We start from the raw sequence: 13,860 nt of genomic DNA, 5'->3' as shown, positions 1-13,860 counted from the left end.
TCCCAGCAGTTCTCTTCGTAGAAGCATTTGACGAGTTCGAAGACATCCCTGGTTCGCTCAGCCTCACGCTCCGCGCTCAAGTTGTCGACACCGACAACCTGATCATCGTAAACGACGAAGCGTAAAAAACCTCGTTTAGATTTCCAAAAGGCCCGGGCATGATTGCCTGGGCCTTTTTTATGCTCGATTCCGTCAGTCATATACACAACCGTTCGCGCATCTAACCATATCAACCATGAAACTTTTCCCTATTCTCACTCTGGCTGTCGCCTTGTTGGCAGGCACATCAACACAGGCAATCATTGTCGGCAAGCAGACCGTCACCATCACGGGCAAAGCTACGACAGATAACATCACTGGAAAATCCTATCGCACCGTGCGTATCAGCCAGCGCGATTTGATTGAGATTATCGCCGACGATGAAGGCCTCAACCTGAGCACTCAGGAACTCCGTAGCGCCCGGTTTATTCTTTTTGATTTTGGGGCGATTGATCCCGAAGATCCTGAAGTTGAGCTCGAGCTGTTTGGCATCGAGTTCTGGGACGCCAGCCTGCGTAGCCGCATACTTTATCTGATTGAAGACCGCTTTACCTTCACGCCTGTAAGTGAATATGCGGGTGACAACTCTTCTGGCGGCGGCCGCTACGCCCTCGTAGCAAATCTCCAGATTGATCTAATCACTGGCGACGATGGCGCAGAGTTTGCCGGGTTTGGCATCTTCGAGGGAGCCGTGCGCACACTGCGCCGCGGACAAGTCAACATTGAGGTTCCCACGGCTGGCTTTAAATCCGTCGTGCTGCCAACGACCCTCTTCATCAATTTCCTGGATGACGTCGAGCGCGTGCCTTCCTCGATCAAAGTCAACATGCGCACCGCAGCAGTCGAATTCAACGACATGGTTATCATTAACCCCGCTCCCTGAGGACTCCGGAAATAGCTTTTACACAAAGGTCTGGGTATGCGATACCCAGACCTTCTTTTTTTTCACCATGCTTTACTACGACGTTACGAACAGCATCGGCTCCAAAACCAAGTCTGGCCTCCAGCGTGTCGCCTCGGCGCTCCGCCGTGCGCTAGAAGCCGAGACCACACTGATCCCCATCGTCTGGAGCACACGCCGTGCACGCTATGAGTCCGGCAGGGATTTAGTCCATTTTTCGACCAGCGATACCCTGCTCATCCCCGACCTCTTTGCGGAAGAGGATCGGCCTAGGTTTGCGAACTTCATCCAGAGCTGTCCGGCACGCACTGCCGCTATTTTCCACGACGCCATCCCAGTTCGCTTCCCCGAGTTCACCTGGCCGCATTCCGTCCGCAAGCACCCACGCTACCTCAAGGACCTCGCCCATTTCGACCAGATCCTCGCTGTTTCAACGCAAAGTAAAAACGAGCTTGTTGGATTCTGGCAATGGCTCGGCCTTCCTACCCCCCCCCCCGTCGAAGTCGTCCCCTCAGGCGCAGATATCCACCCCGATCGTCCACGCGTGACGGGTGATCAATTTCCTTCTGGGCACCAGATTCTCCAAACCGGCATTTTGGAGCCACGTAAAAACCAGACCACCTCACTCGCCGCTGCCAAAATCCTGCACCAGCAAGGCGTTGGCTTCCGCCTCGGCTTCATCGGCCGCGTGAACCCGCACTATGGCAAGCCGATCCAGCAAGCCATCAAACAGGCGACCAAGGCTGGTATTTCTGTCAAGCACCACGGAAAACTCACCGATGACGAGCTCGCTGGGCTTTACCGCGAGGCACGTTTCACCTTGTTGCCATCTTTGGCCGAAGGCAATGGACTACCCGTTTTGGAATCGCTCTGGCAGGGATTGCCAGTCATTTGCTCAAAGCTCCCTGCCGCTGATGACTGGGCTGCCGGAGAAGCCGTGCGCGTCGTCGACCCGCTAACGCCTGAAGCCCTTGCCACCGCGATGAGGGAATGGCTTGAGAACGATGCGGCTTACGCCAAATCAGTAACAGCAGCTCGTAGCATGCCACTGCCCACTTGGCACCAGTCCGCGCAAAGCATCCTTTCCCTGCTAAAGCCTTCCAATTAAGGCCCAAAATCCGCGCTTTCGCCCCGAGGGATTAAGGAGCGAAATAGTTTGCTCACGTCGCCGCTTCGGCAAATCCACGCATGCGGGCAATCACGCGTTCTTTGCCAAGAACGCGCAACAAAGCAAGCAAGTCTGGGCCACCGGCCTGTCCGCTGACCGCGAGACGGGCGATGGGGAAATAGTCGAACTTTCGCTGTCCCTTCTTTTCCGCTAAACCGAGGATCGCGTGGTCGATGTCCGAATCTAACCACGAGTCGAGTTGCTCCAACGCTGGAACCAGCTCTGCCAAACGAGCCATTGGCTCGCCCTTCTTGAACACACGCTCACGCGCACCGGAGTCGATGGTGAAGTCCTCCGTGAAAAAGTAGCGGACCAACTCCGACAGCCCTTCGAAATCACGCGCCTTCTCTTGGCTAATCGCGAGCACGGCGTGCAGGTAATCTTCACCCGTTGATTCGTCGATCACGCCTGCCTCAGCCAAGATCGGCCCAGCCATCCAGCAGAAGGTCTCCACCGGCAATGCGCGGAGATATTCGGTGTTGATGTGAGACAGCTTCTTTTCGTCAAAGCGGGCACCTTCCTTCTGCACGCCATCGAAGTCAAAGCGTTCGATGATCTCAGCAATGGGCATAATTTCCTGGCCATCCTTGGGATTCCAACCGAGCAAGCAAAGAAAGTTCCGCACCGCTTCCGGGATAAAATGGCGCTTCACGTATTCCTCGATCAGCGAACCCTCGTCGCGCTTAGACATCTTGCCCTTGCCGTCGACCTTCAGGATGAGCGGGATGTGGGCAAAAACAGGCGGTTCTGCGCCAAGTGCGCGGTAGATTTCCACGTGACGGGCGGTGTTCGAGAGATGGTCTTCGCCGCGAATGACATGGGTGATGTTCATCGCAATATCGTCGACCACGTTGACGAAATGGAAGCCATAGTCGCCATTGGAACGACGCAGCACGAAGTCCGTCTCAACGGCACGAGTCACATCGCCACGAATCGCGTCGTGTACGGTAACAGGCTCGGTGCGCACCTTTTCCAGCTCGGCGTTCTTGTATTTGTCGAACTCGGTGTAGCGCTCGCCCAAGAGCTTGAAGAAGATCGCGCCGTCCTGCTCGTAGGCTCGACCATTGTCGATCAGCTTCTGCAAATATTCGGCATAGATCGCAGTACGTTGGCTCTGGAAATACGGGCCAACGTCACCACCGGCTTCGGGGCCTTCGTCCCAATCGAGTCCCATCCAGCGCATGCCTTCGAGCAGAGCGGCGAGGGCCTCGGGCGTGTTGCGGGCAGAGTCAGTATCCTCGATACGCAGCACAAATGTCCCGCCAGTGTGGCGGGCATAGAGCCAATTGAACAGCGCCGTGCGGGCACTGCCGATGTGGAAGAATCCCGTCGGGCTAGGGGCGAAACGGACGCGAACTGCGCTTTCCTGAGTCATTCCGCAGTGTTGATGCACTGCGCACGAAAGGTCAACGGGGGAAACGCGTCTATCAGCGTTTACTTTTCATCCGGCGGAAAGTCCGCCAAAATTTCGTGGATGCCAGCAATGACATTATCCGTGTTAATCGTGGCCCCGGGAGCACGTTTCTGGGTGGACCAGCCGACCCAGTCCAGCTTGCCTTGACGAGAAATCTCAAGAGCAAGTGTTCCTTGGTCGTAATTGCGCACAATCTGCTGCTGTTGATAGGGATAGCTGTTCAACCAAGGGTCGCTGTAAGTCTGAGGCATGTAACCAGTGTTGATCACCTGCGTGCGAGGCAGCAGTTCGCCGTGTAGGCCCACGGTGATGTCCGCGGTTTCTACTGGTGCTTGTTGGTAGCCTTTGGCCTCCATATCCGCGATGATGGCAGCTTTTGCCGGTGCGGCGAGCTCCACCATCACACCAGGCTCTGCACCCGTAATCTGTGTGGGCATCGGTAGCACAGCAAAGGTTTTAACGTCGGAAAAATCAGCGGACGGGCTGTATCGAGTCTGGACCTTGGGCACTGTCGTGCAGGCACCCAACATGGCGAGTATAGCCGTTAAAAACAAGCAACGTATCATAGGAATCAAAGCATACAGAGGCTGACTAGGGCGTCAACGGGGGAAACGCATTGGAGCACAGTATTCATTTCAATCACCCAAATGTCTTGTCCTTAAAAAGCCGCAGACTTTCATCCCAATGTTCTTCCAAGAGCTTACTAACGCTAATGAATCCAGTCAGGGCATTGATATTGGCGTCTTCGCGACAGTAGGCTTGCATCCGAGCCAATAAGCCTTCCAGCGCGATACGTATTCCGCCCATGTATTCTTGGAAGTGGTGCCAGTTCACCGCATGGGGGTCGGGCTCACCGGAACTGAGGAAATGATGCTGGATCAGAAAGCTGGAAAAGAACCGGTACAGCAGTTGATCAATGTCTAGACAAAGAATAAAGAAACCTTTGTCCGCGCTAGGATCGAACAGATATGGGCATTTAGCACGGGAAACAAATTCGACCAGTAGCGCAAAGACAATCATCTGAGCGGAATCGCGCACCGTATACTTCTGCTTAGTCCAAGTAATCACTAAGTCCACTTTCTCAAACGAAATGACTTCCGTAAAATTCTGCACTAGATCCGCCACAGACGCAGCAGCAGGGCAGCGCTCGATTCGTTTTTCGTCCAGTGGACAATTACTACATTGATGATAACTTAACCGAGTCCATTCGGGCAAATTTGGAATGCTCGCCCACTCCACTGGCATGATGCGCGCCGGGCTCGAAAGCTCGATAATGCGCCCGTCATCGAGACGAATCTGGTAATGTGGTAATTCACTAGACATAGCACCGTAAACCGTGCCGATGTCCGTAAATGAAGGAATCAGCGGAACAGTTCGTCCATCATGGTGCCAGAAAGATCGGCAATACGCCAGCCAAAGGTTGTACCAAAACGACAGAAAAGCGTGGGCGCGCGAGGCACATGATCCACCTTCAGAGACACCATGCCCATTGGCTCGTCACCACACTTGACGCGTGCACGCTTGCCCGAATAACCCGCCAAGGACGTTCCATCCCTCAGCGTAAAAGGGAATCGTAACTGCATTTGCAGTAATTCAATGAAGTCGTCTCGCCCGAGGTCGTCGGCCCCCTGCCAGTAACGCTCATACTCAAAAAAGCCGCGAACACGCCCCTGTTCATCGACAATGGTGAACTTTGCGCGCTTATCAAACTCCCGCCATTGCGAGAGCACATCACGAAACTTTCGAAAGGCGTCTTGCTGGTATTTTACATGTTCGGGCTCAACCAACCGCAAGCGAAGGTTGGGCTTTACCATCGCCTCATTGATCGCCTCGACAGCGCTATCCAAGTCAAACAGCGCGGGGCGGTTGGTGTCGTTCATAGTGATCACACTTATTCACAGTCTTGTCCCCATGCGGCGATGGGTCAAGTCCGCGAAATCGAATTGTCAGCGACAAACTTCCGGCAATTCGGAGAGCCCCATGCGCTCGTGGACGAACTGTGCCATATCCCAGGCCAAAGGGGCACGAAAGGTCAAACCGTCGGTAAATTTCAGCTCCGTGCAATGCAGTGCCTGACGGCGCATGGGCAAGCTCGCAGCTAGTCGCTCCGTCCAGCCATGCTCGATGAACTCTAGGAAAAGCGTGTCGTCGGGCCCGTAAATTTTGTCGCCGACAATCTTATGCTCCAGCCATTCAGCATGAGCGCGGATCTGGTGTTTGCGGCCCGTTTCCAGCGTTACTTGCGCCAATGTATAGCCGTTGGCAGCAGCTAGCGGTGCAAAATGCGTGATCGCGCGTTGCGAGGAATTCGACCGGCGCACCGTGACTTTTGCCGCAACTGGCGACTCCAAATCCTTAGCCAACCGTTGATCCACGCTGACCGCCTCCGTCATTTCGCCCTCTAAAATCGCGTGATAGCTTTTCTCGACCTCGCGCTCCTGAAACGCCATCTGGAGCTTACGGGCGGCGGCTTTATGCTTAGCCAAGAGGATAACGCCGCTCGTTTCCCGATCCAGCCGGGCAATGAGGTGTAGGGTCTCCAGGCCAGTCCACTCACGGCAGGCACCCACCAGACTCGACCATGGGCCATTCTTGGAAGGGTGGCAAACGACCCACCCAGGCTTGTCGATGGCCAGCAGGTCGTCGTCATTAACGAGCACCCAGTTGGGCAGCTCGTCCGGGCTGATCAAGTCTGCGTTGGGCCCGAAAATCGGGTAAGTGGTGAAGTGCGTGCTCATTATTGGTTACCGGAAGAACCCTCGAGGAGTCGCGGCGCTTCCATGTACAAAACGGTTAAAACAGCGCCAGTTGATCGTCGTTCTCCAAAGGCTTGGGCGGTTTCGGGGCCTTCGCACGGGGGGGGATTCTGCCCGGCTCGCGCAAAGTCTCGCGGAGGACGTTCCCCTCGCTTTCCAACTCTTCCAAGACGACCTTAGCCCGGGCGATGACACTGGCTGGGAGACCCGCCAAACGGGCGACTTGGATGCCGTAGGAGCGGTCCGCCGCACCAGGGACCACCGTGTGGATGAAGCGAATTTCGTCCGCCCATTCTTTCACGGAAACCGAAAAATTCCGCAGTCGCGGGAGCGTGTTTTCGAGCTGCGTGACTTCGTGGTAATGCGTCGCAAACAAGGTCCGCGGGCCACATTCGCCTTCGCCATGGAGATGCTCCACGACGGCCCAGGCAATGCTCAAGCCATCGTAAGTCGAGGTGCCGCGCCCAATCTCGTCGAGTATGATCAGGCTGCGCTCAGTGGCGTTGTTAAGGATGTTCGCGGTCTCGTTCATCTCGACCATGAAGGTGGAGTTCCCGCGGGCGAGCTCATCACTAGCGCCAACACGTGAAAAGATGCGATCAACCACGCCGATGTGGCAACGCCGCGCCGGGACCCAGCAGCCGATCTGCGCGAGCAGGGCAATCAACGCAACCTGTCGAATGTAGGTCGATTTACCGGCCATGTTCGGCCCGGTGAGTAAAGCAATTTGCTCCACGCCTGCGGTCAGCAAGGTGTCGTTGGGCACGAAGCTATGCGCGCCGCGCAGGCCCAAACGGTCGGCCTTGATCATCTGCTCGACGACGGGGTGCCGGCCCTGTTCGATGTCTAAAACATCGTCATCGCTGAGTTTGGGGCGGCAATAGTCCCAAATACGGGCGAGCTGCGCCCAGCCAATAAACACGTCGGCCTGCGCAAGGGCGGCGGCGGTTTCTTCCAACATTGATGCGTCTTCTAAAATGCGGGCAACGAGATCTTGAAACAACGACTCTTCGCGAGCGAACGCTTTTTCCTCGGCGTGGAGAATTTCCTTCTCCTTTTGCCTCAGCTCCTCGGTGACGTAGCGCTCGGCGTTCTTCATCGTCTGCTTGCGAATGTAGTCCGCAGGTGCCTGAGCGGTGGTAGACTTGGTCAGTTCGATGAAATAGCCAAACGCGCCGTTGTAACGAACTTTGAGGCTCTTGATGCCCGTGCGTTCGCGTTCACCTGCCTCGAATTCACTCAGCCAAATCTTACTGTCACGTGTCAGGCTTCGCAGGTGATCCAGCTCGCTATCGAAGCCATCGCGAATCACGCCGCCCTCCGATAAATTACTGGGCAGTTCGTCAGCCAACGCAGCTGCCAAGTGGTCGCGCAACTCGTCAAACGGACTCACGTTGCAATGCAAAGCTTGAGCTTCGGCACCGGCAAATCCTGCCAGCTCAGTGCGAATCGCGGGCAGTTGGTTGATCGTGTCACGCACGCCGCCCAGCTCACGTGGATTGCGGATGCGGTTCTGCAAGCGGCCCAAAATCCGCGTGATGTCGCGGATGCCCTTCAGTAAATCTGCTAAGGCGGCGCAACGCGTGGGCTCAGCGTGGAAGTCTGCTACGGCTTGTTGTCGGCGATTTAGCTCGCCAAGGTCCAGTAATGGTGAAGCCAGCCATTGCTCCAGCAGGCGACCGCCCGCGGCGGTAACGGTCTGGTCAATCGCATAAATCAAGGAACCGTTGCGCCCGCCTTGTGAGCTTTGGAAAATCTCCAAATTGCGCAGGGTTGCTGGGTCCAGCAACAGGGCGCGGCGCGTGTGATATTCCTTGATTTGGCGCAGGTTTTTCGGCGGCGCGCAAAGGGTGTCCGTCGCATAGGCGATCAACGCGCCTGCGCTGCCAAGCGCCGGGTGAGACACGTCGAGGCCGAAGCCATTCAGGTTCAGCACGCCCAGTGAATCCAGCACTGCGCGAGCGCCGGAGTCGGTTTCAAACTGATAATCCGGCAAAATCGTAACGGGCCGCGACTCGCAGTAATAGTCAAAATCTTGATGCCAATCACGGATGGATTCCTCGTGCGCCCAGCGGCTGGAAGTATTTTCCGGCAGCAAAATTTCCTTCGGATCGATTGAATGAAACAACGACATCAGCCGCTTGGGCGAAGCTTCGCTGGCGATCTGAAATTCGCCCGTGGAAAGGTCTAACCAAGCCGCATGAAAATTGCCCTTCTTGTCACTGGTCAAGGCGAGCAGGTAATGGTTACGCCGAGCGTCGAGCTGGTGCTCTTCCAGCGTGGTGCCGGGCGTGAGCACACGAGTGAGATCACGCTCCACGAGTTTGCCAGGCTTCGGTGTTTCGATCTGGTCGACAATCGCGACCTTGATCCCCTGGCTGAGCAACTTGGGCAAGTAGGTATCGCGAGCGTGATACGGGATGCCCGCCATTGGGTAGCCGCTGCGCTGGGTCAGCGTAATGCCCAACAGGCGCGCGCCTTCCTCGGCGTCGCTGTGGAACATCTCATAGAAATCGCCCAAGCGAAACAGAATAAGCGCATCACTGGGAACCCGTGGGTCTTCCCGGCGATAGCGCCAGTACTGCTGCATCATGGGAGTTTCCCGGGCGGCTTTCTTCTGCGGAGGCATCGTTACGAATGGGAAGTAAGGATACAAAATCGGCCACGGTCCGATCGGGTCCGCGGCCGATGTAAAAAATGCGAGCCGTTACTTGCTTTGCAATGCAGCGGTTGCGTTTTTGAAGGCGGCTTCCATGGATGTCCAGGCGGCCTTGAGCTTGGTTTCGACCGTGCTCCAGTCTTCAGCAGTGGCGTCCTTCATGTCGTCAAGCGCATCGGAGTAATCATCCTTCGCGTCGTCCCACTGGCCTTCTGCCTTTTCCCATTGGTCCTTGGCAGCACCCTTGAGGCTGCTGGCCTTGACTGCGAGCATCTTCCACTGGGTATCCAGTGCGTCGCCCGACTGCTTGAACTTGGCGATGGCTTCAGCCTTCTGCTCGGAAGACCAATTTTTGACATCAGCAGTCAGCTCTTTGGCCTTGTCGCCGACGGTGTCAGCGCCTTCTTCCACGCTTTTCGACAAGGTGTCGAGTGTAGACGAAGCGTTTTCCTTGGCTTCCTTGGCGGCCTTTTCGGCGTCAGATTTATCAGAGCAACCGACGAGGGCGAGGGTTGCAGCGAGGGAGATGGCAATCAGTATTTGTTTCATGACGTCATTGGATGCCATGCGGCTTCATTTGGCCAGAAAAATGGTTAAGGCGCGGTGTAAACTTCAATTGCAGCGGCCAGATCACTCATTGCGCTAGCGAGGGCACCGGCGCGTTGGCGGTCAGCGTCCTTGCGCAAGGACCCGTATTCCTCGTAGATGAGCACGGAATCCTTACCACCAAACATGCCGCCATTGAGCGAGATCGATCCGAATCCCTTGGGCCAACGCTCTTTGATGTTGAGAAACTCTTGGCGAATCTCCGGCAACAAAGCCCCGTGGACAAAGTTTGTGTCACTGCACTTAACAACAAAGGCGGCGTCAAAAACAGGATCACTGGTTTCGATGTCCTGCATCCCAACGGCCTTGCCAATTTTGGCGAAAAAGCCCTCCACTCCGAGCTTGAACGAAAGTGTCGTTGGCTGGTTGAGGCTGAGGCGTACCGCATGATGTGCTGAGCTGTTTTGTCCTGAACCACGCGTGAAATCATAGATTTTCAAATGCCGACCGCGATACTCGCCTTCGACATGGAGCGGGCGTTTGATCAGGTTGAGCAGCGGGATGCCGGGCATATAGGCGTCGCCACCCAGCAGCGGTACATTTAACTCGGCGGCAAGTTGCGGATACTGCTTCATGGCTACTTTTGGTTGAAGACAATCATTGCCACAATAGCAACGAGAACGATAACAACGGCGACAACGAGGAGTAATGACATGAGAGTAGCTTAGCGAATAGGGCGTTGGCTGGCCATTACAACTTACTGATAATTTTATAGGCGAGGCTTGTCTTTGTGCTGTGGGGCGTTCGTGATGAGGCCATGGCGGACAAGACATCCACCGCGTTAAAACGCACCGCAGACGTCAAAGGCGCAATTTTCCTGGGTTTAGGCTCAATCCTTGGCACAGGCGTTTTTGTCATCTTATCGATGGCAACCCTGCAAACGGGTGACTGGGTACTGCTCGCGGTCGGCATCGGCGCACTGGTGGCAACGGTCAACGGGCTAAACAGCGCGCAATTAGCCGCCGCCTATCCCGTCTCGGGTGGTGCCTATGAATACGGCTATCGCCTGTTGCACCCCTCGGCAGGCTTCTCCGCGGGCCTGCTCTTTCTATTGGCCAAAAGCGCCAGCGCCGCCACAGCCGCTCTTGCGATTGGGACATTTTTTCGGCCAGAAAATCGCGTTGCCTGCGCGGTCGCCGTCGTGCTGGTCGTCACGGCCACGATCATCTTCGGCCTGCGCCGCAGTAATCAGGTCAACGCCGCGATCCTCACGATCACCATTGCAGGTCTGCTCAGCCTGATCTTTGCCCCCGGAGGCGATGGCCCAGCATTGACGAGGCCCGAGTTCTCCCTCCGCAACGTGCTAGAGGCCTGCGCACTGGTTTTTGTCGCCTACACAGGCTATGGTCGCATCGCGACCATGGGGGAGGAAATCATCGAACCGCAGAAAAATATCCCTCGTGCGATGGTCATTACGCTGATCATTTCCGCCGTGCTCTATGTCGGCGTGACGCTCGCGTGGCTGCGCGGCACAGTGCCAACCAAGCTGTTTCAAGTCGCGGGCTATGTCGCGCTACTCGGCGTTTTGCTGAATCTAATTCTGGGCCTGTCACGCGTGCTGCTCGCAATGGCACGGCGTGGAGACGTTGCCCCGGCACTGAAAAAGCTTGATAAAAACAAAGAGCCCACGCGCGCAATCTTGGCCATGAGTGCCCTGATCATCATCCTGTGCATGCTGGGCGACATCAAGCTGGCGTGGTCATTCAGCGCCTGCACGGTACTCATCTATTACGGGATCCTGAATGCGGCGGCGCTCAAGCTACCCGCTGATCAACGGCTCTACCCGAAATGGCTGGCACTGCTCGGGCTGGCAGCCTGTCTTTTCCTGGCTTTTTGGGTCCCGATGGTCGTTTGGCTCGCGACGCTACTGTGCATTGCTGTCGGCTTAGTGATCCGTTGGGGCATCCATAAGTTACAGTAGTGCCATTCATGTGCCGCTCTGACACTCGACTGAGATACGGTTACCCGATCGACATGATCGTCGCCGTTTAATTACAATTAGAGTGTTTTCATGGTCGGTGGGTAATGTGATTTTACCTACTATGCCATCTCCCAATAACCGTGCGAAATCGCGATCCTCATGGTCACGTAAGCGTAAACCGTCGCGTAAATTCATCACCGGGGTTTTCTTTGGGCTGATCTGCGTATTCGCGGTTGGTTATATGATCGTTTTTGCGCTCAAACGAAACGCCAACGATGCAGCCAACAGACGCGCTCAAGAAAACCAATCGGAGGTCGAACTGGTTGTCAGCCAACCCGAACCCGTTCAACAAATCCCCGCAAATCTGACTCTCGAAAACATCATTGTGCGCCATTTGACAGCGACCAAAATCAACGAGGTCACCACCTTGAAACTCAAGGCCAGCCTCAGCATGGGCGAGCAAGATGCCCCAACCGACGTCCATGCCGTCACACTCTATTTTCGACGCCCAAACTACATCCGACGCATCCTGGAACACGATGGCATGCGCTTCGACATGGGCTTCGATGGCCAAAACATCTGGGCCCAGCAAATTGGTCGCAACGGCGTTGCCCGCGAATTCGATCAACTCACCGACGAACACAAAAAACAATTCCGCGACGCCTCCAACATCGGCAGCTATTTGTGGCGCTATGAGACCGAGCCTGAGCACTTCACGCGCCTCGAAGACACCATCATGGGCGGCATGCCCGCCCACGTCATCGCATACGAAACCGAGCAAGAGCGTGTGCTGACCTACATCGACGTCATGAGCTTCTACGAGATCGGCCGGAAAGAAGCCGCAAAAGGCACCGGGGAGAAAGCCGTTTACATGAGCATGTCAGACCACCAAAACACCAACGGCGTGGTGATGCCGCACCGGATCATTTCCTCGGTCGATGGCGAGCAATATTCCAGCGTCACCATTGAAAATGCCGAAATCAATGCCGGCTTGCCCAGCTACATTTTCAACGCCCCGGATGTGCGCTACACCGTAAAGTAGCCCCACCCGCCACGGTGCGGCGTTATTTCGCACGAAAACACGCTTTCGGCATTGCATTAGGGCGTTGTTGAGCTAGAGTCTCAAGTAAGAATGATTCTAGATAAGGACAGTTTGGTGTCGCAGTGGGATGTGGCACAAGTACGGGCGGAATTTCCCATCTTGGGGCAGACAGTCAACGGGCACCCGTTGGTCTATCTGGACAACGCCGCCACCTCGCAGAAGCCACGCGCCGTCATTGAACGGCTCGACCGCTATTACCGCACCGAAAACGCCAATATCCACCGCGGCGTGCACGCCCTCAGCCAAGAGGCAACTGCTGCCTACGAGGCCGCCCGCGAATCCGTCGCACGCTTCATCGGCGCACCCGAGGCCCGCAGCTGCATCTTTACCCGCAACGCCACCGAAGCGATCAACCTCGTTGCCGCGACTTGGGGCCGCGAACACATCGGGGCGGGGGACGAAATTCTCGTCTCCGAAATGGAGCACCACGCCAACATCGTGCCTTGGCAAATGCTGGCCGAGCAAGTCGGTGCCACCGTGACCGTCATCCCGATTAACGACCGCGGCGAGCTCGACCTCGACGCCCTCCCTGCCCTGCTGACCAGCCGCACCAAGCTGCTCGCCCTGTGCCACGTTTCCAATTCGCTGGGCACGATTAACCCCGTCGAACAAATCATCCCGCTGGCCAAGGCCAAGGGCATCACCGTGCTCATCGACGGCGCACAATCGACCGCGCATTTCCCCGTCAACGTGGCCACGCTCGGCTGCGATTTCTTTGTCTTTTCCGGCCACAAAGTCTGCGGCCCGACCGGTATTGGCGTCCTCTGGGGCAAGCCCGATCTGCTCAACGCCATGCCCCCTTACCAAGGCGGCGGCGACATGATCGACCGCGTCAGCTTTGCCGGGACCACCTTCCGCCAAATCCCCGAACGCTTCGAGGCAGGCACGCCCCACATCGCCGGAGCCATCGGCCTCGGCGCAGCCGCAGAATACCTGATGGGCCTCGACCAACAAGCCCTCGCCGCCTACGAGCACGAGCTGCTCACCTACGCCACCGAGCAACTCCAAGCTATCGACGGGCTCCAAATTTACGGCGAAGCCGCGCACAAGGTCAGCGTGATTTCCTTCACCCTGGCTGGCATCCACCCCAACGACATCGGCACCATGCTCGACGTGGACGGCATCGCCATCCGCACCGGCCACCACTGCACGATGCCCCTCTGGGCTCGCTTCGGCCTCGAAGGCTCCACCCGCGCCTCCTTCGCCTTCTACAACACCCTCGCCGAAGTCGACGCCCTCACCGCCAGCCTCCGCAAAGTCCAAAAGCTCCTCGGATAGCCCTCCCCAGCGCGAA

Annotated in this window: 13 protein-coding genes; 5 read left to right on the top strand and 8 right to left on the bottom strand. The window is 56.5% G+C overall.

From position 1 onward, the window contains the following. Positions 1–235: 235 nt before the first annotated feature. On the top strand, positions 236–922 hold the full coding sequence (locus IE065_RS16875; RefSeq protein ID WP_189517268.1) for a hypothetical protein: 687 nt from the start codon (positions 236–238) through the stop codon (positions 920–922). Positions 923–989: 67 nt separating this feature from the next. Then, positions 990–2,048, top strand: a complete 1,059-nt coding sequence (locus IE065_RS16870; protein ID WP_189517267.1) for a glycosyltransferase — start codon at positions 990–992, stop codon at positions 2,046–2,048. Between the two features lie 52 nt (positions 2,049–2,100). On the opposite strand, the gene IE065_RS16865 is transcribed toward IE065_RS16870, so the two are convergent. From IE065_RS16865 to IE065_RS16830, 8 genes are all read right to left on the bottom strand, one after another. Then, positions 2,101–3,483: a glutamate--tRNA ligase gene (locus IE065_RS16865; RefSeq protein WP_189517265.1), complete on the bottom strand. Its 1,383-nt coding sequence runs from the start codon at positions 3,481–3,483 to the stop codon at positions 2,101–2,103. 59 nt (positions 3,484–3,542) lie between these two features. Further along, the gene (locus IE065_RS16860) at positions 3,543–4,052 is read right to left on the bottom strand and encodes a DUF4136 domain-containing protein (RefSeq protein ID WP_189517264.1); all 510 of its coding nucleotides are present in this window, start codon (positions 4,050–4,052) and stop codon (positions 3,543–3,545) included. Between the two features lie 109 nt (positions 4,053–4,161). Further along, the gene (locus IE065_RS16855; protein ID WP_189517262.1) at positions 4,162–4,845 is read right to left on the bottom strand and encodes a DUF6901 family protein; all 684 of its coding nucleotides are present in this window, start codon (positions 4,843–4,845) and stop codon (positions 4,162–4,164) included. A gap of 38 nt (positions 4,846–4,883) precedes the next feature. Next, a complete protein-coding gene (locus IE065_RS16850; protein ID WP_189517260.1) occupies positions 4,884–5,402 on the bottom strand; it encodes a hypothetical protein in 519 nt (172 codons plus the stop codon). Between the two features lie 66 nt (positions 5,403–5,468). Beyond that, complete coding sequence (locus IE065_RS16845; protein WP_189517258.1) at positions 5,469–6,260, bottom strand: RluA family pseudouridine synthase; 792 nt, start codon at positions 6,258–6,260, stop codon at positions 5,469–5,471. A 55-nt stretch (positions 6,261–6,315) separates the two neighbouring features. Next, positions 6,316–8,907 carry a DNA mismatch repair protein MutS gene (gene mutS, locus IE065_RS16840; RefSeq protein WP_189517255.1) on the bottom strand — a complete coding sequence of 864 codons (2,592 nt, stop codon included), beginning with the start codon at positions 8,905–8,907 and terminating at the stop codon, positions 6,316–6,318. Between the two features lie 78 nt (positions 8,908–8,985). Then, positions 8,986–9,486 carry a hypothetical protein gene (locus IE065_RS16835; RefSeq protein ID WP_189517253.1) on the bottom strand — a complete coding sequence of 167 codons (501 nt, stop codon included), beginning with the start codon at positions 9,484–9,486 and terminating at the stop codon, positions 8,986–8,988. A 44-nt stretch (positions 9,487–9,530) separates the two neighbouring features. After that, positions 9,531–10,118, bottom strand: a complete 588-nt coding sequence (locus tag IE065_RS16830) for a hypothetical protein (RefSeq protein WP_189517251.1) — start codon at positions 10,116–10,118, stop codon at positions 9,531–9,533. A 155-nt stretch (positions 10,119–10,273) separates the two neighbouring features. On the opposite strand from IE065_RS16830, the gene IE065_RS16825 reads away from it, so the two are divergent. The 3 genes from IE065_RS16825 to IE065_RS16815 all read left to right on the top strand — a co-directional run bounded on the left by IE065_RS16825 (position 10,274) and on the right by IE065_RS16815 (position 13,844). Next, positions 10,274–11,464, top strand: a complete 1,191-nt coding sequence (locus tag IE065_RS16825) for an APC family permease (protein WP_200163443.1) — start codon at positions 10,274–10,276, stop codon at positions 11,462–11,464. A 121-nt stretch (positions 11,465–11,585) separates the two neighbouring features. Further along, positions 11,586–12,506: a hypothetical protein gene (locus IE065_RS16820; protein ID WP_189517249.1), complete on the top strand. Its 921-nt coding sequence runs from the start codon at positions 11,586–11,588 to the stop codon at positions 12,504–12,506. A gap of 90 nt (positions 12,507–12,596) precedes the next feature. Beyond that, positions 12,597–13,844: a SufS family cysteine desulfurase gene (locus IE065_RS16815; RefSeq protein WP_189517247.1), complete on the top strand. Its 1,248-nt coding sequence runs from the start codon at positions 12,597–12,599 to the stop codon at positions 13,842–13,844. Positions 13,845–13,860: the final 16 nt, after the last annotated feature.

It is taken from the genome of Cerasicoccus arenae (genome assembly GCF_014651635.1).
Classification (GTDB): Bacteria; Verrucomicrobiota; Verrucomicrobiia; order Opitutales; family Cerasicoccaceae; genus Cerasicoccus; species Cerasicoccus arenae.
The sequence above is the reverse complement of the archived record's forward strand: the minus strand, read 5'-3'. Positions and strand labels throughout refer to the sequence as shown.

What these genes read in the sequence shown, in the direction of transcription:
- IE065_RS16870 (WP_189517267.1), top strand. Translation starts at nt 990, where the DNA reads ATGCTTTACTACGACGTTACGAACAGCATCGGCTCCAAAACCAAGTCT.
- IE065_RS16860 (WP_189517264.1), bottom strand. Translation starts at nt 4,052, where the DNA reads ATGTTGGGTGCCTGCACGACAGTGCCCAAGGTCCAGACTCGATACAGC.
- IE065_RS16875 (WP_189517268.1), top strand. Translation starts at nt 236, where the DNA reads ATGAAACTTTTCCCTATTCTCACTCTGGCTGTCGCCTTGTTGGCAGGC.
- IE065_RS16830 (WP_189517251.1), bottom strand. Translation starts at nt 10,118, where the DNA reads ATGAAGCAGTATCCGCAACTTGCCGCCGAGTTAAATGTACCGCTGCTG.
- IE065_RS16865 (WP_189517265.1), bottom strand. Translation starts at nt 3,483, where the DNA reads ATGACTCAGGAAAGCGCAGTTCGCGTCCGTTTCGCCCCTAGCCCGACG.
- IE065_RS16835 (WP_189517253.1), bottom strand. Translation starts at nt 9,486, where the DNA reads ATGAAACAAATACTGATTGCCATCTCCCTCGCTGCAACCCTCGCCCTC.
- mutS (WP_189517255.1), bottom strand. Translation starts at nt 8,907, where the DNA reads ATGCCTCCGCAGAAGAAAGCCGCCCGGGAAACTCCCATGATGCAGCAG.
- IE065_RS16855 (WP_189517262.1), bottom strand. Translation starts at nt 4,845, where the DNA reads ATGTCTAGTGAATTACCACATTACCAGATTCGTCTCGATGACGGGCGC.
- IE065_RS16845 (WP_189517258.1), bottom strand. Translation starts at nt 6,260, where the DNA reads ATGAGCACGCACTTCACCACTTACCCGATTTTCGGGCCCAACGCAGAC.
- IE065_RS16820 (WP_189517249.1), top strand. Translation starts at nt 11,586, where the DNA reads ATGCCATCTCCCAATAACCGTGCGAAATCGCGATCCTCATGGTCACGT.
- IE065_RS16815 (WP_189517247.1), top strand. Translation starts at nt 12,597, where the DNA reads ATGATTCTAGATAAGGACAGTTTGGTGTCGCAGTGGGATGTGGCACAA.
- IE065_RS16850 (WP_189517260.1), bottom strand. Translation starts at nt 5,402, where the DNA reads ATGAACGACACCAACCGCCCCGCGCTGTTTGACTTGGATAGCGCTGTC.